16 protein-coding genes are annotated in these 16521 nt (G+C 72.5%); 12 read left to right on the top strand and 4 right to left on the bottom strand.

Annotated features, from left to right (window positions below; all coding sequences use genetic code 11):
* The first annotated feature begins 4 nt into the window (after positions 1 to 4).
* From cyoC to ACLBXO_RS04900, 5 genes are all read left to right on the top strand, one after another.
* The gene (gene cyoC / locus ACLBXO_RS04920) at positions 5 to 637 is read left to right on the top strand and encodes a cytochrome o ubiquinol oxidase subunit III (RefSeq protein ID WP_020093234.1); all 633 of its coding nucleotides are present in this window, start codon (positions 5 to 7) and stop codon (positions 635 to 637) included.
* Positions 634 to 1029 (top strand): cytochrome o ubiquinol oxidase subunit IV, encoded by a 396-nt coding sequence (gene cyoD, locus ACLBXO_RS04915; RefSeq protein ID WP_331313729.1) that lies wholly within the window; start codon positions 634 to 636, stop codon positions 1027 to 1029. The genes cyoC and cyoD overlap by 4 nt, the downstream gene beginning before the upstream one ends.
* A 14-nt stretch (positions 1030 to 1043) precedes the next feature.
* Positions 1044 to 1829, top strand: a complete 786-nt coding sequence (locus ACLBXO_RS04910; RefSeq protein WP_331313731.1) for an SURF1 family protein — start codon at positions 1044 to 1046, stop codon at positions 1827 to 1829.
* A 105-nt stretch (positions 1830 to 1934) separates the two neighbouring features.
* The gene (gene scpA, locus ACLBXO_RS04905) at positions 1935 to 4100 is read left to right on the top strand and encodes a methylmalonyl-CoA mutase (RefSeq protein ID WP_331313732.1); all 2166 of its coding nucleotides are present in this window, start codon (positions 1935 to 1937) and stop codon (positions 4098 to 4100) included.
* 231 nt (positions 4101 to 4331) lie between these two features.
* On the top strand, positions 4332 to 5966 hold the full coding sequence (locus ACLBXO_RS04900; RefSeq protein WP_331313733.1) for an alpha-D-glucose phosphate-specific phosphoglucomutase: 1635 nt from the start codon (positions 4332 to 4334) through the stop codon (positions 5964 to 5966).
* A 127-nt stretch (positions 5967 to 6093) separates the two neighbouring features.
* Here ACLBXO_RS04900 and ACLBXO_RS04895 read toward each other — a convergent pair whose 3' ends face one another.
* Complete coding sequence (locus ACLBXO_RS04895; RefSeq protein WP_331313734.1) at positions 6094 to 6573, bottom strand: GNAT family N-acetyltransferase; 480 nt, start codon at positions 6571 to 6573, stop codon at positions 6094 to 6096.
* A 193-nt stretch (positions 6574 to 6766) separates the two neighbouring features.
* Between ACLBXO_RS04895 and rpsD the strand changes: the two genes are divergently transcribed.
* Positions 6767 to 7384 (top strand): 30S ribosomal protein S4, encoded by a 618-nt coding sequence (gene rpsD / locus ACLBXO_RS04890; protein WP_010686187.1) that lies wholly within the window; start codon positions 6767 to 6769, stop codon positions 7382 to 7384.
* Between the two features lie 111 nt (positions 7385 to 7495).
* On the opposite strand, the gene ACLBXO_RS04885 is transcribed toward rpsD, so the two are convergent.
* On the bottom strand, positions 7496 to 7798 hold the full coding sequence (locus ACLBXO_RS04885; protein WP_331313735.1) for a hypothetical protein: 303 nt from the start codon (positions 7796 to 7798) through the stop codon (positions 7496 to 7498).
* A 102-nt stretch (positions 7799 to 7900) separates the two neighbouring features.
* Between ACLBXO_RS04885 and ACLBXO_RS04880 the strand changes: the two genes are divergently transcribed.
* From ACLBXO_RS04880 to ACLBXO_RS04860, 5 genes are all read left to right on the top strand, one after another.
* On the top strand, positions 7901 to 8239 hold the full coding sequence (locus ACLBXO_RS04880) for a DUF2293 domain-containing protein (RefSeq protein WP_042670839.1): 339 nt from the start codon (positions 7901 to 7903) through the stop codon (positions 8237 to 8239).
* 95 nt (positions 8240 to 8334) lie between these two features.
* A complete protein-coding gene (locus ACLBXO_RS04875; protein WP_010686190.1) occupies positions 8335 to 8544 on the top strand; it encodes a TOBE domain-containing protein in 210 nt (69 codons plus the stop codon).
* A gap of 147 nt (positions 8545 to 8691) precedes the next feature.
* A complete protein-coding gene (tsaD, locus tag ACLBXO_RS04870) occupies positions 8692 to 9756 on the top strand; it encodes a tRNA (adenosine(37)-N6)-threonylcarbamoyltransferase complex transferase subunit TsaD (protein ID WP_447684656.1) in 1065 nt (354 codons plus the stop codon).
* Entirely contained in the window at positions 9753 to 10610 is an 858-nt protein-coding gene (locus tag ACLBXO_RS04865) for a GNAT family N-acetyltransferase (RefSeq protein WP_447684655.1), read from the top strand. Before tsaD ends, ACLBXO_RS04865 begins: the two co-directional genes overlap by 4 nt.
* Positions 10607 to 11605: an NAD(P)H-dependent glycerol-3-phosphate dehydrogenase gene (locus tag ACLBXO_RS04860; protein ID WP_447684654.1), complete on the top strand. Its 999-nt coding sequence runs from the start codon at positions 10607 to 10609 to the stop codon at positions 11603 to 11605. Before ACLBXO_RS04865 ends, ACLBXO_RS04860 begins: the two co-directional genes overlap by 4 nt.
* Before the next feature lie 40 nt (positions 11606 to 11645).
* Here ACLBXO_RS04860 and ACLBXO_RS04855 read toward each other — a convergent pair whose 3' ends face one another.
* Positions 11646 to 14105 carry an EAL domain-containing protein gene (locus ACLBXO_RS04855; RefSeq protein ID WP_447684653.1) on the bottom strand — a complete coding sequence of 820 codons (2460 nt, stop codon included), beginning with the start codon at positions 14103 to 14105 and terminating at the stop codon, positions 11646 to 11648.
* 222 nt (positions 14106 to 14327) lie between these two features.
* On the opposite strand from ACLBXO_RS04855, the gene ACLBXO_RS04850 reads away from it, so the two are divergent.
* Entirely contained in the window at positions 14328 to 14744 is a 417-nt protein-coding gene (locus ACLBXO_RS04850; protein ID WP_331313737.1) for an EVE domain-containing protein, read from the top strand.
* A gap of 27 nt (positions 14745 to 14771) precedes the next feature.
* Here the strand turns inward: ACLBXO_RS04850 and ACLBXO_RS04845 are convergent, their stop codons facing one another.
* A complete protein-coding gene (locus tag ACLBXO_RS04845; RefSeq protein ID WP_331313738.1) occupies positions 14772 to 16307 on the bottom strand; it encodes a sensor histidine kinase in 1536 nt (511 codons plus the stop codon).
* Between the last annotated feature and the right edge of the window lie 214 nt (positions 16308 to 16521).

Raw genomic sequence — 16521 nt, 5'->3', positions numbered from 1 at the left:
TCCGATGATGCACGCGGAGACTGCACCCCCCGGCGCCGCGGCGCCAGTCTTCTACCAGACCGACGAGGAGGGCCATCATTCCGAGGGCTCGACCATGCTCGGGTTCTGGCTCTACCTGATGAGCGACTGCCTCATCTTCGCGACCCTGTTCGCGACCTACGGGGTGCTCGGGCGCAGCTACGCGGCCGGCCCCACCCCGAAGGAGCTGTTCGACCTGCCGGGCATCGCGGTGAACACCGCCATGCTCCTGTTCTCGTCCATCACCTACGGCTTCGCCATGCTGGAGATGGACCGGGACCGGGTGAAGCAGACGCAGATCTGGCTCGCCATCACCGGCCTGTTCGGCGTCGCCTTCGTGGCCCTGGAGATCCGGGAGTTCGTCCACCTGTTCCACGAGGGCGCGCCGCCCTGGCGCAGCGCGTTCCTGTCCTCGTTCTATACCCTGGTCGGGACCCACGGCCTGCACGTCTCGATGGGCATCCTGTGGCTCGTCGTGCTGATGGTGCAGGTCAGCAAGCGTGGCCTGATCGTCGAGAACAAGCGCCGGCTGATGTGCCTGTCGATGTTCTGGCACTTCCTCGACCTGATCTGGATCGGCGTCTTCACCGTCGTCTACCTGATGGGAGTGCTCGAATGAGCGCCGACGTTCACAACGCCGCCGCCGGGCACGGCCACCACGACGCCCACAGCGAGGGCGGGCACGGCACCTTCCAGAGCTACATGACGGGCTTCGTCCTGTCGGTGATCCTGACGGTGATCCCGTTCTGGCTGGTGATGGGCAACGTCCTCGACAACAGCCTCGTCACCACCCTGGTCATCCTGGCGCTCGGCGGCGTCCAGATGGTCGTGCACGTCATCTACTTCCTGCACATGAGCACGAAGTCGGAGGGCGGCTGGACCTTCATGGCGCTGATCTTCACGATCACGCTGGTGGTGATCATGCTCGCCGGCTCGGTGTGGGTGATGTACCACCTCAATCACAACATGATGCCGATGGATGCCCACGACGTCATGAACAACGCCCGCTGAGCGCGCGTCCGGCGATGAGGCCCGCGGGGTCGGGAGGGGGGGCTGATCCGGGATCGGCCCCCTCCCCGGCCCCGCGCGCGTTTCTGCGGCGCGCCGTGTTCGGCGTCGGCGCGGGCATCGTCTTCCTGGTGCTGCTGGGGCTCGGGACCTGGCAGGTGGAGCGGCGGGCCTGGAAGCTCGACCTGATCGCCCAGGTCGATGCCCGGGTCCACGCGCCGCCCGTGCCGGCCCCCGGGCCCGCCGCCTGGGCGCGTGTCGGCCCCGACGACGCCTACCGGCACGTCCAGATCACCGGCACGTTCCTGCACGATCGCGAGACCCTGGTTCAGGCCGTCACCGAGCTGGGCGGCGGCTTCTGGGTGCTGACGCCCCTGCGGCGTCCCGACGGGACCCTCGTGCTGGTCAACCGCGGCTTCGTGCCCGGCGCCCGGCGGGATCCGGCGAGCCGGGCGGCCGGGCAGGTCGCGGGCGAGACCGCGGTCACCGGTCTCCTGCGGCTGACCGAGCCGAAGGGCGCGTTCCTGCGCTCCAACGATGCCAGGGACGACCGCTGGTACTCCCGCGACGTGGCGGCGATCGCGGCGGCGCGCGGCCTGACCGACGTCGCCCCCTACTTCGTGGACGCGGACGCGACGCCCAATCCCGGCGGCCTGCCGGTGGGCGGCCTGACGGTGATCGCCTTCCCCAACAACCATCTTGTCTACGCGATCACGTGGTACGGGATGGCGCTGATGCTGGCGGGCGCGGTGATCTACCTCCTGCGGCGCGGCCCAGGGCAACGGGACGCCGAGGTGCGCTGAGGCGCCTGTGCTGCGCGCCTCCGCGGAAGCTCGACCGATAGGGGAGTAGCCCGCTCCGAGCGGGTCCCTATAATGGCGTGACAAACGCCACAACGAGTCAACGCCATGACCTCCCGCATCCCGAACTTCGCCGAAGTCCCGTTCTCAGGCGAATCGCTCGCGGTGGCGGCTCCGGCGCTCGGCGAGCCCTGGATGACGCCGGAGGGCATCCCGGTGAAGGGCCGCTACGGGCCTGAGGACCGGGAGGGGATCGAGTTCCTCGACACCTATCCGGGGATCGCGCCGTTCCTGCGCGGCCCCTACCCGACCATGTACGTCACCCAGCCCTGGACGATCCGGCAGTACGCCGGCTTCTCCACGGCCGAGGATTCGAACGCCTTCTACCGGCGCAACCTCGCGGCCGGGCAGAAGGGCCTGTCGGTCGCCTTCGACCTCGCCACCCACCGCGGCTACGATTCCGACCATCCCCGCGTCTCGGGCGATGTCGGCATGGCGGGCGTGGCGATCGACTCGATCTACGACATGCGCACGCTGTTCTCGGGGATTCCCCTCGACGAGATGACCGTATCGATGACGATGAACGGCGCGGTGCTGCCGATCCTCGCCCTCTACATCGTCGCCGCCGAGGAGCAGGGCGTGCCGCCCCAGAAGCTCGCCGGCACGATCCAGAACGACATCCTCAAGGAGTTCATGGTCCGCAACACCTACATCTATCCCCCCAGGGGATCGATGCGGATCATCTCGGATATCTTCGCCTACACGTCGAAGAACATGCCGAAGTTCAACTCGATCTCGATTTCCGGCTACCACATGCAGGAGGCCGGGGCGACGAACGATCTCGAACTCGCCTACACGCTGGCCGACGGCGTCGAGTACATCAAGGCGGGGCTGGCCGCCGGGCTGACCATCGACCAGTTCGCCCCGCGCCTGTCGTTCTTCTGGGCGATCTCGACCAACTTCTTCATGGAGATCGCCAAGATGCGGGCCGCGCGCCTGATCTGGGCGAAGCTCGTGAAGGGGTTCGACCCGAAGTCGGAGAAGTCCCTGGCGCTGCGCACCCACTCGCAGACCTCGGGCTGGTCGCTCACCGCGCAGGACGTGTTCAACAACGTCACCCGCACCAACATCGAGGCGATGGCGGCGACGCAGGGCGGCACGCAGTCGCTCCACACCAACGCGCTGGACGAGGCGCTGGCCCTGCCGACCGACTTCTCGGCCCGGATCGCCCGCAACACCCAGCTGTTCCTGCAGCAGGAGAGCGGCACCACCCGGATCGTCGATCCCTGGGGCGGCTCCTACTACGTGGAGAAGCTCACCGCCGACATGGTCGCCCGGGCCTGGGAGCACATCCGCGAGGTCGACGGGCTCGGCGGCATGGCCAAGGCGATCGAGGCCGGCATCCCGAAGCTGCGGATCGAGGAGGCCGCCGCCCGGGCCCAGGCGCGGATCGATTCCGGCCGCCAGACCATCGTCGGCGTGAACAAGTTCCGGGCCGACGACGAGATGGCGATCGAGCTGCTGCGGGTGGACAACGGCAATGTCCGCCGGCTCCAGATCGACAAGCTCAAGCGCCTGCGCGCCGAGCGCGACGAGGCCGCGGTTTCCGCGCGGCTGGAGGCGCTCACGAAGGCCGCCGACGGCGCCGGCAACCTGCTGGAACTCGCCGTCGAGGCGGCCCGCGCCAAGGCGACGGTGGGCGAGATTTCGGAGGCCCTGGAGAAGGCCTGGGGCCGGCACCGCGCCGAGATCCGCTCGATCTCCGGCGTCTACAAGCGCGAGGTGGGGGGCATGTCGCCTGTGGTCGAGGAAGTCCGGGCGCTGGTCGAGGCGTTCGAGGAGAATGACGGCCGCCGGCCGCGCATCCTGGTCGCCAAGATGGGCCAGGACGGGCACGACCGCGGCCAGAAGGTGATCGCCTCGGCCTTCGCGGATCTCGGCTTCGACGTGGATATCGGGCCCCTCTTCGCCACGCCGGCGGAGGCCGCCCGGCAGGCGGTGGAGAACGACGTGCACATCGTCGGCGTCTCGTCGCTGGCGGCCGGCCACCTGACGCTGGTGCCGGAGCTGAAGGCGGCGCTCACCGAGCAGGGCCGCGACGACGTGATGATCGCCATCGGCGGCGTCATCCCGCCGGGCGACTACGAGGCGCTGACGGCGGCGGGCGCGGCGGCGATCTTCCCGCCCGGCACGGTGATCGCCGAGGCTGCCGCCAAGCTGATCCGCGCGCTGAACGAGCGGCTGGGCTACGCGGCCCGGCAGGCGGCGGAGTAGCGGTGCGGAGCGCTTCGATCCTGTCGTCATCGCGAGCGCAGCGAAGCGACCCCGGGCCGCGCGACCTCGATGAGCGCGGCGCTGCCGGATTGCCGCGCGCCGCGCGCAAAGACGCTTCCGTCGCCTGATCCCCCGAAACGCCGTGAAAAAAGCCCGCCCCTGTCGCCGGGGCTGGTGACGCCGCGCCTCCGCGCGGGCATTGAGGCGGGAGAGCCCGGGAGACGCCCGCCTATGACGACCCCGACGACCGTCGCCACCACGCCCTTCCCCGACCAGAAGCCGGGCACCTCCGGCCTGCGCAAGAAGGTGCCGGTGTTCCGGCAGCCGAACTACGTCGAGAACTTCGTCCAGGCGATCTTCGACACCCTGCCCGACAAGGCGGGCGCCACCCTGGTGCTCGGCGGCGATGGGCGCTTCCTCAACCGGGAGGTGGTGCAGAAGACGCTGCGCCTCGCAGCCGGCAACGGGTTCGGCCGGGTGCTGGTCGGGCAGGGCGGCCTGCTCTCGACGCCGGCCGCCTCCTGCGTGATCCGGAAGGCCAAGGCGCTCGGCGGCATCGTGCTCTCGGCGAGTCACAACCCGGGCGGACCGGAGGGCGATTTCGGCATCAAGTTCAACGCCGCCAATGGCGGCCCGGCACCGGAATCCGTCACCGACGCGATCTTCGCGCGGGCCAAGGCGCTGACCGAGTACCGTCTCGTCGAGGCCCCGGATCTCGACCTCGACACGCTCGGCGACACCCGCCTCGGCACCATGACCGTCACGGTGATCGACCCGGTGGCCGACTATGCCGAGCTGATGCGCACGCTCATCGACTTCGACGCGGTGTCGCGCCTGTTCGCCTCCGGCTTCCGCATGCGCTTCGACGCCATGAGCGCGGTGACCGGCCCCTACGCGACGGCGATCCTCGAAGGGATGCTCGGCGCCCCCGCCGGCACGGTGGTCAACGCCGAGCCGAAGGAGGATTTCGGCGGCCACCACCCGGACCCGAACCCGGTCCACTGCCACGACCTGTTCGACCTGATGCAGGGCCCGGACGCGCCGGATTTCGGCGCCGCCTCGGACGGCGACGGCGACCGCAACATGATCGTGGCGCCGGGCCTGTTCGTGACGCCGAGCGACAGCCTCGCCCTGCTCGCCGCCCACGCCCACCGGGCGCCGGGCTACGCGGGCGGGCTCGCCGGTGTCGCGCGGTCCATGCCCACGAGCCGCGCCGCCGACCGGGTCGCGGCCGCCCTCGGCATCAAGGCCTACGAGACCCCCACCGGCTGGAAGTTCTTCGGGAACCTGCTGGATGCGGGCCTCATCACCCTGTGCGGCGAGGAGAGCGCCGGTACCGGCTCGAACCACGTGCGCGAGAAGGACGGACTCTGGGCGGTGCTGCTCTGGCTCAACATCCTGGCCGCCACCGGCGAGCGCGCCGACGCGCTGGTGCGGGCGCATTGGCGCGCCTACGGGCGCGACTACTACGCCCGCCACGATTACGAGGAGGTCGACTCGGACGCCGCCAACGGCCTGATGGACGCGCTCCGCGAGAAACTCGCCGAGCTGCCGGGCACGCGGATCGGCGACCTCACGGTGTCGACGGCCGACGAGTTCGCCTACCGCGACCCGGTGGACGGCTCGATGACCGAGCGTCAGGGCATCCGGATCGGCTTCGCCGAGGACGCGCGGGCGGTGTTCCGGCTCTCCGGCACCGGCACCGCCGGGGCGACGCTGCGGGTCTACCTGGAGCGCTACGAGAACGCGCCGGACCGGCTCGACTCGGCCGTGGCCGAGGTGCTGGCCCCGGTCGCGGCCGCGGCCCGCGCGATCGCCGAGATCGAGCCCCGCACCGGAAGGCCTGAGCCGAGCGTGGTGACCTGAGGGGAGCCGGGCGACGCCCCGTCTTTGCGAGCGGAGCGAAGCGATCCAGAGGCGCCACGCTCGACGGCGGTGCGCGACCCTGGGGCGCTTCGCTGCTCGCGATGACGGCAGGGCCGGCGCCGATTCCTCAAACCAAGTCCTTCACCATGTGCACGGTGACGTCGTCGTCGCGAGTCCGGCCCGGTCCGTCGTAGAGCGCCTCCCGCTCCACCCGGTAGCCCAGCGCGCCGTAGAGGCGCAGGTTCGCCGTGTACTTCTTGTTGGTGTAGAGGCGCAGCCGCGCGAGCCCCGCCCCGGCCGCGACGGCATCCGCGAGACTCATCAGCCGGCTGCCGAAGCCCCGCCCCTGGAAGGCCGGGTGCACCGCGACGTTGACGACCAGCAGATGGTCGGCCTCCGCCCTCGTCTCGATCAACCCGGCGAGATCCGGACCGGCGGGCAGCAGGTCGAAGCGGTTGTCCCGCAGAGCCTGCGCGTAATCCGCCTGCATGGGAATTGGCAGGCGGCCGATCACCGGGATCCACTTGCTGTAGGCCACCTCCACCAGCGCCCGGATCGCCTCCGCGTCCGTCGGCACACCGCGCCGGACCGCCACTGACTCGTCCATCTGACCTCTCACGGTTGACCGCGGCGCCTCCGTCCCCTAAAGACCCGCCCGACGATGGGGCTCCGAGCGGGGCCCCGTCGCGTTTTCACGCGCACCCGTGGGCGGGATCCTCCCGCCCTGTCGTCCCGGACCGCGAAGGGCCGGGAAAAGGAGGGCGCGTTCCTCATTCTCGTCACGAGAGGACGCGAAAGATATGTCGAAGCGGATTCAGGCGAAGCACAAGCTCGACCGCCGCATGGGCCAGAACATCTGGGGCCGCCCGAAGAGCCCCGTCAACCGCCGCGAGTACGGCCCCGGCCAGCACGGCCAGCGCCGCAAGGGTAAGATGAGCGACTTCGGCACGCAGCTGCGCGCCAAGCAGAAGCTCAAGGGCTACTACGGCAACATCACCGAGAAGCAGTTCCGCCGCTACTACGCCGAGGCGATCCGCCTGCGCGGCGATTCCGGCGAGAACCTCGTCGGCCTGCTCGAGCGCCGCCTCGACGCCGTGGTCTACCGGGCGAAGTTCGTCGCGACCCCGTTCGCCGCGCGCCAGTTCGTCAACCACGGGCACGTCAAGGTGAACGGCGTGCGCGTCAACATCCCGAGCTACCAAGTCAAGGCCGGCGACCTGATCGAGGTCAAGGAGTCGTCCCGCCAGCTCGAGATCGTCATCGTGGCGACCCAGCTCTCCGAGCGCGACGTGCCGGACTACATCGAGGCCGACCACGCCAAGATGACCGCCCGCGTCACCCGCATCCCCAGCCTGTCCGAGGTGCCCTACCCGGTGCAGATGGAGCCGAACCTCGTCATCGAGTTCTACTCCCGCTGATCCTGTCGCCCCGGCGACCGATGGAGGGGCTGCCCGTTCGGGCGGCCCCTTCGCGTTTCGAGAGCCCCGTCCCGAAGGCGGACCTCCGGCACCCGGGACGGGATGCGGGCCTCAGCAGCCGTGGCAGATCGAGCCCATCGTGTGCCGCATCTTGCTGTCCCAGGCCTTCGAGCGGGCCTCGGCGGCCTTCTGGGCCTTGATCATCTCGGCCTGGTTCACGGGCTGCGGCAGGCCGGTGACGGCGGCGTTGCCCGTCGGCTTGGTCTGGCTCATGGGGGTGACCCGGCGGCCGCCCACGATGGGGCCGGCCGGGGCGGCGGGGCCTGGGCCCGCGCCCGGAGCCGGGCTCTGGGCCAGCGCCGGCGTCGCCCCGAGCAGGAGGCCGAGAAGCAGCGCGGGACGAAGAATTGCCATGGACGTGATCTCCCCGGCGGAGGATCCTGTGCCGGCCCCGCCTCATCTGGCGGCGATCCTACCCGATCACACCTTTAAAATCATGCCGACGGCAGATCCCCGGTGAGCGCCGGTCCGCCCCTGAACCGCCGGGAGGCCGTCGCCGCGGCCCTGGCCCGCCTCGCCCCGCGCCTGCCGGATTTCGAGGCGGAGGCCGCCCTCGACCGGGCGCTGGCGAGCCCGGGCCTGCGCCGGGCCGCCCCCGAGACGGCGGCCCGCCTCGCCCTCGTGGCCTACGCGCGCCACGTCTTCACGGATTACGACGAACTCCTCGCGGAAGGCTACGACCGGGACAGCGCCCGGCACTTCGTCCTCGAAGACCTCAACGCCGCGCTCGCCGCCTGGGGCGCCGCGCCGGTCCCCGAGGACGAGCCCGGCGCGCCCGGGGCCGATCCGCGCTGAGGCGGTCGCGCCGGGCTCCGCCATGCTGTAGGAGACCGGCCCGGGGCCGCCCCGCGGCCCGTTCCGGTGCCGCTCGTGGAGATTGGCAGCAGACCATGAAGATCAGCGCGCGCAACGTCCTCAAGGGTACGGTCGTCTCGGTGGAGAAGGGGGCGACCACCTCCCACGTGAAGATCGAGATCAGCCCCGGCCAGGTGGTCACCGCCTCGATCACCAACGCGGCCGTCGAGTCCCTCAAGCTCGTCGCCGGCGGTCCCGCCTACGCGGTGATCAAGGCCTCCGACGTCATGGTCGCCGTCGACTGACGACGGCCGGCGCGCCACCGTTCGGGGACGGAGGGCGGCGCGCATCCACCACGCTCCGGGCCCGGGCATGGGCATGGGCATGGGCCGGCCGCCTTCGCGCCGCCACCGCCGCCGGATAGGATGAGCCCGGACTAAGGAGTTCCGCGCGTGCAGAAGACCGTGCTCGGCATCGAGACCACCTGCGATGAGACCGCCGCCGCGGTGGTGTCGGTCGACGAGGAGGGGGTCGCCCAGATCCGCGCCAACGAGGTGCTGAGCCAGATCGCCGAGCACGCGGCCTACGGCGGCGTCGTGCCGGAGATTGCCGCCCGCGCCCATGTCGAGGTGCTCGACCGGCTGATCGCCCGCGCCCTCGACCGGGCCGGAACGGGCTTCCGGGACCTCGACGGCATCGCGGTGGCGGCCGGGCCCGGGCTGATCGGCGGCGTGCTGGTCGGCCTCGTCACCGCCAAGACCCTGGCGCTCGTGACCCGCAAGCCCCTGCTCGCCGTCAACCACCTGGAGGCCCACGCCCTCACGGCGCGGCTCACCGACGGCATCGCCTTCCCCTACCTGCTGCTCCTGGTCTCGGGCGGCCACACCCAGCTCGTCGCCGTGCGCGGCGTCGGCGACTACGTGCGCCTCGGCTCCACCGTCGACGACGCCATCGGCGAGGCCTTCGACAAGGTCGCCAAGCTCCTGGGCCTCGGCTATCCCGGCGGCCCCGAGGTCGAGCGCGTGGCCGAGGCCGGCGATCCCGAGCGCTTCGCCCTGCCCCGGCCGATGCTCGGCCGCCGCGAGGCCGACTTCTCCCTCTCGGGCCTCAAGACCGCCGTGCGGATCGAGGCCGAGCGGATCGCCCCGCTGGCCGAGCGCGACGTCGCCGATCTCTGCGCGAGCTTCCAGGCCGCCGTGGTCGACGTGGTGGTGGACCGCGCCCGGGTCGCCCTGCGCGCCTTCTCAGACGCGGCCGGTCGCCCCACCGCCCTGGTGGCGGCGGGGGGCGTCGCCGCCAACGGCGCCGTCCGGCGGGCGCTCGCGTCCCTCGCGGGCGAGGCGGGCCTGAGCTTCGTGGCCCCGCCCCTGCCCCTCTGCGGCGACAACGGCGCGATGATCGCCTGGGCCGGGCTGGAGCGCCTGCGCCTCGGGCTGGTGGACGACCTCACCGCCCCGGCGCGGCCCCGCTGGCCGCTGGCGGCCGCCCCGGCCCGCGCGGCGGTCCCGGCCGGATGAGCGCGGCGGACCGGCGCGCGCACTGGCGGGACCTGGTGGGGCGCCGCCTGCCCGAGGCCGCCCGGCCGGGCTGGCCGGTGCGGCTGGACCATTGCTTCGCCCGCATCCTCCTGGATCAGGCCTGCGGCGGCGCGTGGCGCGACCATGTCCGCCCGCCCGCCCACGCCACCATGCCCCTCGCGCAGCTGGAACTGGCGATCGCGCTCGGCGAGGCGGTGCTCGCCGGTCGCGCGGATCTCGCCCTCCTCAACCGCCGCTCGCTCGCGTGGCGCGGCAAGATCGCCCTCGCGCCGGTGCCAACGGCTCTCCGCGACGGCGACCTGACCCTGCGCCGCTGGCGCCCGGAGGACGCGGCGCCGTTCGCGGCGCTCAACGCCGATCCGGCGGTGATGGCCCACTTTCCCCGGACCCGGACCGCGACGGAGAGCGCCGCCGAGGCCGGCCTCCTCGACCGCCGCTTCGTGGCGGACGGGTTCGGCCCCTGGGCCCTGGAACACGCGGGCCGGTTCGTCGGCTTCGCCGGCGCGATGCGGATCCTGCGGCCCCTGCCCTTCCCGGGCGGCGACCGGCCCGGCTCGACGGTCGAGCTGGCCTGGCGCCTCGCGCGGGACTCCTGGGGCCGCGGCCTCGCCACGCGCGCCGCGCGGCTCGCCCGCGCCGACCTCGCGGAGCGCTGCGGGATCCGGAGCGTCGTGGCCTTCACGGCGGCCGGCAACGGCCGCTCCCGCGCCGTGATGGAGCGTCTCGGCATGCGCGCGGCCGGGACCTTCCCGCATCCGGCGGTGCCGGAGGGGCCGCTGCGCGACCACGTGCTCTACCGGCTGGACTGCGCCGACAGGGAGGAAGCGGCATGAGCGCCGAGACCCCGATCAACGTCGTCGGCGGCGGGGCCTGGGGCACGGCGCTGGCCAACGCCGCCGCCGGGGCCGGCCATCCCGTCACCCTCTGGCTGCGCGACCCGGGGGCCGCCGCCGCCCTCCAGGTCCAGCGGGAGAATCCGCGCTACCTGCCGGGCGTGCCGCTCCACCCGGCGATCCGGGCGACGGGCGAGGCCGCCGACCTCGCGGGTGCCCGGGCGACCCTCCTGGTCGTGCCCGCCCAGACCGTGCGCGGCGTGCTCGAAGCCCTGCGCGAGCCCCTGGCGACGGCGGGGCCGGTCATCCTCTGCGCCAAGGGGATCGAGCGCGGCAGCGACAGCTTCATGAGCGCGGTGGCCGAGCAGGTCCTGCCGCCGGGGACGCCCGTGGCGGTCCTGTCCGGCCCGAGCTTCGCCATCGACGTCGCCCGCGGCCTGCCCACGGCCGTGACCCTGGCGGCGGCCGATGCCGGCCGCGCCGCCGCCCTGAGCGCCCTGCTGTCGGGACCGAGCTTCCGCCTCTACCACACCGACGACGTGCGCGGCGTCGAGATCGGCGGTGCCGGCAAGAACGTGCTCGCCATCGCCTGCGGGATCGTGGCCGGGCGGGGGCTCGGCGAGAGCGCCCGGGCCGCGCTGATCGCCCGGGCCTTCGCCGAGCTGATGCGCTTCGCCCGCACCTTCGGCGGCCGGCCCGAGACGCTGATGGGGCTGTCCGGCCTCGGCGACCTCGTGCTCACCGCCTCCTCGCCGCAATCGCGCAACTTCGCTTTCGGCCAGCGCCTCGGCGCCGGGGCGAGCCCGGCCGAGGCCGCGGGCGGCAAGCTCGCCGAGGGGGCGTTCACGGCCGCGGCGCTCGCCGGGCTGGCGGCCGCCAAGGGCATCGAGATGCCGGTGGCGGAGGCCGTCGCGGCCATCGTGGCGGGCACGGCCAGCGTCGACGACGTGATCGCCGGCCTGCTGGCCCGTCCGCTGCGCGGGGAGACCGACTGAGCGCCGGCCCCGGCCCGCCATCCCCCGCCCGCAACCCCCGTCACGCCACCGAGGCCGCCGGTACAGCGCGGTCTCGTCCTTGGCCGTGGGTGTGGTCCGCGAAGCGCGCGATCGGCGCCGGCCGACCCAGCAGGTAGCCCTGGGCGAGGTGGCACTGCTCGCCGGCCAGGAAGGACAGCTCCTCGGCGGTCTCCACGCCCTCCGCCACCACGGCGAGCCCGAGGCCGCGCCCCAGTCCCAGGACGGAGCGCACGATCGCCGCCCCCTGCGGGTTGGTGTGGACCGCCCTGATGAACGAGCCGTCGATCTTGATCCGATCGAACGGGAAGGAGCGCAGGTTCGACAGCGACGAGTAGCCGGTGCCGAAATCGTCCATGGCGATCCGCACGCCGAGGGCCTTGAGCTGGCGCAGCGTGAGGAGCGCCCGGGCCGGGTCCCGGATCAGCGCCGTCTCGGTGATCTCGATCTCCAGGCGCTCCGCCCGCAGCCCGGCCTCGTACAGGGTGCCGTGGACGAACTGGACGAAGAGCGGGTTGTGGAGCTGCACCGCCGACACGTTGACGGCGATCGCCAGCGGGTTCGGCCAAGCGGCCGCCGCCCGGCAGGCCTCTCGCAGCACCCAGGCGCCGATCTCGAGGATCGCCCCGGTCTCCTCGGCGATCGGGACGAACAGGGCCGGCGAGATGCTGCCCCTGTCCGGATGGTGCCAGCGCAGCAGCGCCTCGAAGCCCGTGACCGTGCCGGACTCGATCCGGCTCTGCGGCTGGTAGACGAGCGCCAGCTCGCCCCGCGCCACCGCGTGGCGGAGGTCGTGCTCGAGCTGGCGCCGGTCGCGGATCTCCGCGCCCATGCTGGCGTCGTAGCGCCGGCAGGTCCCGCGCCCCTCGTTCTTGGCCCGGTAGAGGGCGGCGTCGGCGTGGCTCAGCAGCGCGCGCAGGTCCGCGGCGTCGTCGGGATAGACCGCGATGCCGATGCTGGTGGCGATCACCGGGCCGGAGGCGGCCGGCACCGCCGCCAGGGTGGCGAGGATCCGCTCGGCCAGCCGCTCGGCCTGTCCCTCCACGTGTCCCTCCACGTGTCCCTCCACGTGTCCCTCCACGTGTCCCTCCACGTGTCCCTCCACGTGTCCCTCCACGTGTCCCTCCGCCTGCGGCGTCAGGATGGCGAACTCGTCGCCGCCGAGCCGCGCCATCAGCTGCTTGGGATCGAGGAGGCCGCCGACCCGGAGGGCGAGGTCGCGCAGCATCGCGTCGCCGGTCGCGTGCCCGAAGAGGTCGTTGACCTCCTTGAAGCGGTCGAGGTCGAGGCACAGCACCGCGAGCCGGCCGCCCCGGACGTCCGCGGCGCGCATCTCCCGCTCGAGCCGCGCGTGGAAGCTCGTGCGGTTGGCGAGGCCGGTGAGCGCGTCGTGGTGGGCGAGGTAGTGGATCTCGCTCTCGGCCCGGCGCCGGGCGCGCAGGTCGCGCACTGCCACGGCGTGGTGCGGCAGGCGCCCGTACTCGGCGACCGGGCGCATGATCACCTCCACCGGGATGGGGGCGCCTCCCGCCGGGAGGAGTTCGGTCTCCAGGGGCTGGTCGGCCGTCCCGGCGCCGGGCACGAGGTCCGGCAGGTAGGCGCTCAGGCTCCGCCCCGTCAGGAGGGCCGCCTCCAGGCCCGCGAGCCGGGCGAAGGCCTCGTTGGCGCTGACGATCTCGCCGCCGCGGCAGACGACGAGGCCTTCCACGGCCGCGTTGGCGAGGCTGCGCAGGCGCTCGCGCTCGAGATCGGCGCGGCGGCGCTCGCGCAGGTCGACCACGAGGGCGGCGCCGGCGAGCAGCAGGATCAGGCAGCTCGCCACCGCCACGGCCGCCGCGAGCCATCCGGTCCGGATCGCCCCCGAGGGGATCGCCACGGTGGGGTCGGGATGGAGGGTCACCGCGCCCATGCCGGCGAAGTGGTGGCCGCAGATCGCCAGGATCAGCAGCGCGGCGCCGCCGTACCGACCCCGGACTGTGGTGGCCGACAGGCCGACCACCAGGGCGGCGGCGCCGAGCCCCGCCCCGAGGCCGACCGAGACCGCGACCAGCGCGGGATTCCAGGCGAGGTGCCCCGCCACCTGGTAGGCCGCCATGCCGGTGTAGTGCATGGTCGCGATGCCGCCGCCGACCACGGCGCCGCCGAGGCCCGCCTGGACCGACCGGCCGGACGCGGCCAGGGCGAAGCCGAGCCCGGTGATCGCGACGGCGTCCACGTAGGAGAGGAGCGTCAGCCCGACGCCGTAGCCCGACGGCAGCCCGGGCTCGAAGGCGAGCATCGCCAGGAAATGCGTCGCCCAGATCCCCGATCCCCCGGCGGCGGCGGCCACCGCGAGCCAGACGTAGCGGCCGCGGCCGCCGGTCCGGCCGGCATGGGTGAGCAGCTCCATCGCGGTGCCGCTCGCCAGCGCGCAGACGAGGGCCGCGAGGGATGCCAACCACAGATTGTGTTCCCCGGCAAAACAACCGATGACTGAGAACATATATGCAACCGGTGATTGGTATGAGGTACGCTCTACGGATATTGCATGCAGAATTTAATATTTGCCCAAGGATTGCGATAGAACTGCGCGGCGTTCTACGCGGGCTGTGCTTGGTCGCGGGCGCCGCGCCCGGCCACGGCCGCGCCGGCCTGTCCCCGGGGGGCGAAGCTGGGCTATGGCGGGGCGCGCCGCCCGGCCGGGCGGTCTACTGGGACTTCAGCGATGGCGTACTGGCTGTTCAAATCCGAGCCCGCGACCTGGTCGTGGGATCAGCAGGTCGCGGCCGGGGAAGCCGGCACGTACTGGAACGGCGTGCGCAACCACCTCGCCAAGAAGCAGCTGATGGCCATGCAGGTCGGCGAGCGGGGCTTCTTCTACCACTCGAACGAGGGCAAGGCGGTGGTCGGCATCGTGGCGGTGACCCGCGCCTACTATCCCGACCACACGGACGAGACCGGCCGCTTCGGCATGGTCGACGTCAAGGCCGTGCGGGCGATGCCGAGCCCGGTCACGCTCGAGGCGATCAAGACCGACCCGGCGCTCGCCGGCATGGTGCTGGTCAACAATTCCCGCCTGTCGGTGCAGCCGGTGACCGAGGCCGAGTGGGCGCGGATCTGCGCCCTCGGCGGTCTCGGCTGAACCGGGGCGCGCGGCCCGCCGGGCCGCTCAGGCGGCGCGGTTGAGGGGGCCGCGCACGGGGCCCACGAAGTCCGGCTCGACCTCGACCGGCGGCAGCGTGTCCATGACCCGAGCGGCCGGCAGGGTCACCACCACCTCGGTGCCCTCGCGGGGCTTGGAGGACAGCTGGAACTGCCCGCCGTGCAGCTCCACGAGGCCCTTCACGATCGGCAGGCCCAGGCCGGAGCCCTGCTCGGCGGTCTTGATCGCCAGCGAGCCGCGCCCGAACGACGACAGGACCGTGCCGAGCTCGTCCTCGGGGATGCCCGGGCCGCTGTCCTTCACCGACACGTACTGGCCGCCCGAGGCGGTCCAGCCGACCTTCAGCCAGATCTCGCCGCCCGGGGGCGTGAACTTCACGGCGTTCGACAGCAGGTTCAAGACGATCTGGCGCAGCGCCCGCTCGTCGGCCCAGAGCCGCGGCAGCGAGGCGTCGACGAGGTCGTGGAAGGTCTGGTTCTTCGCCTTGGCCCGCAGGCCCATCATGTGGCGGCACTCCTCGACCACGTGGGCGAGCTGCACCGGCTCCTCGTTGAGCTCGTAGCGCCCCGCCTCGATCCGCGACAGGTCGAGGATCTCGTTGATCAGGTTCAGGAGGTGCATCCCGCTGTCGTGGATGTCGTGCGAGTACTCGCGGTAGGACGGCGCCGTGTGGGTGCCGAACACCTCGTTCTTCATCACCTCCGAGAAGCCCAGGATGGCGTTGAGCGGCGTGCGCAGCTCGTGGCTCATCGTGGCGAGGAAGCGCGACTTCGCGAGGTTGGCCTCCTCGGCCCGGCGGCGGGCCTCGTCCGAGTTGGCCTTGGCCTGCTCCAGCTCGCCGAACACCGCGTCCTTCTCGGCGCGGGAGCGCAGGGCGCCCACCGTCGAGGTGTAGAGGCGGCGGGACAGGCCGAGGAAGAAGACCTGCGCGCCGCCGGCCATCACCACCAGCATCAGCAGGTCCATCCCGCGGGAGAAGGCCGCCAGCGAGGCGGTGGCGAGGGCCAGCGGCACCAGGGCCGCGACGGCGGCGAGCGGCACCGTCGCGGCCAGCATGGTGGTGACCGCGGAGGCGATGACGAGGCCGAACAGCGCGAAGGTCCAGCCGCCGGTCGTGCCGAGCCCGATCATCGCGGCCCACGACAGGCTCTGCAGCACCTCGCCGATCAGGAAGCGGCGGCGCCAGCGGGCGAGCGGGATCGTCGCCGGGTCCGCCCGGAGGAAACGCCGGCTCAACGTCGTGTTGAGCGTGATCATCAGGAAGACGCCGAGCGCCCAGGCCACGGCCACCGGCGGCGCGATCCAGAAGGTCGCCGCCGCGGCCAGGGCCGCCGCGAACCCCGCCAGCGGGATGCCCGCGCCGGCCCGGTACTGGGCGTAGTGACGCAGCAGCTCGTAGTCGAAGGCCCGCTCCAGGCCGGTCTGCGAGGTCAGCTTCTCGCGGGCCGAGCGGATCTCGCGGGCAACCCCGAGGCGGCGCGCCGCCTCCTCCGTCGAGGGGCCGCGACCGCGCTGGACCATCTCGACGGTGAGATCGGACATGCGCGTCTTGAAACTCGGCTCGAATGCGCGGGCGGGCGGCGGTGGCTGGGAACCTCTCCGTGAGGATGGGGCGGATGTGTTAAGAAGGGGCTGCCGGCATCCCCTCAATCTTAAGCATCGCGGGCTGTGGTGAGCCTGTCGTTGCGCCGGATCGACGTGCGGTGCCGCACATCGTGTCCGGGCCGGCGCCCGCTATCCTGGCGCGCAGGCCCGC

Source organism: Methylobacterium sp. C33D (genome assembly GCF_053345825.1).
This window is presented reverse-complemented; position numbering and strand designations above follow the sequence as displayed.

Excerpts from the sequence above, each read along its gene's own strand:
- ACLBXO_RS04910 (WP_331313731.1), top strand. The coding sequence starts at position 1,044 with ATGAGGCCCGCGGGGTCGGGAGGGGGGGCTGATCCGGGATCGGCCCCC.
- ACLBXO_RS04895 (WP_331313734.1), bottom strand. The coding sequence starts at position 6,573 with ATGGACGAGTCAGTGGCGGTCCGGCGCGGTGTGCCGACGGACGCGGAG.
- ACLBXO_RS04855 (WP_447684653.1), bottom strand. The coding sequence starts at position 14,105 with ATGTTCTCAGTCATCGGTTGTTTTGCCGGGGAACACAATCTGTGGTTG.
- ACLBXO_RS04900 (WP_331313733.1), top strand. The coding sequence starts at position 4,332 with ATGACGACCCCGACGACCGTCGCCACCACGCCCTTCCCCGACCAGAAG.
- ACLBXO_RS04860 (WP_447684654.1), top strand. The coding sequence starts at position 10,607 with ATGAGCGCCGAGACCCCGATCAACGTCGTCGGCGGCGGGGCCTGGGGC.
- ACLBXO_RS04850 (WP_331313737.1), top strand. The coding sequence starts at position 14,328 with ATGGCGTACTGGCTGTTCAAATCCGAGCCCGCGACCTGGTCGTGGGAT.
- rpsD (WP_010686187.1), top strand. The coding sequence starts at position 6,767 with ATGTCGAAGCGGATTCAGGCGAAGCACAAGCTCGACCGCCGCATGGGC.
- ACLBXO_RS04845 (WP_331313738.1), bottom strand. The coding sequence starts at position 16,307 with ATGTCCGATCTCACCGTCGAGATGGTCCAGCGCGGTCGCGGCCCCTCG.
- cyoC (WP_020093234.1), top strand. The coding sequence starts at position 5 with ATGATGCACGCGGAGACTGCACCCCCCGGCGCCGCGGCGCCAGTCTTC.
- ACLBXO_RS04875 (WP_010686190.1), top strand. The coding sequence starts at position 8,335 with ATGAAGATCAGCGCGCGCAACGTCCTCAAGGGTACGGTCGTCTCGGTG.
- cyoD (WP_331313729.1), top strand. The coding sequence starts at position 634 with ATGAGCGCCGACGTTCACAACGCCGCCGCCGGGCACGGCCACCACGAC.
- ACLBXO_RS04865 (WP_447684655.1), top strand. The coding sequence starts at position 9,753 with ATGAGCGCGGCGGACCGGCGCGCGCACTGGCGGGACCTGGTGGGGCGC.
- scpA (WP_331313732.1), top strand. The coding sequence starts at position 1,935 with ATGACCTCCCGCATCCCGAACTTCGCCGAAGTCCCGTTCTCAGGCGAA.
- ACLBXO_RS04885 (WP_331313735.1), bottom strand. The coding sequence starts at position 7,798 with ATGGCAATTCTTCGTCCCGCGCTGCTTCTCGGCCTCCTGCTCGGGGCG.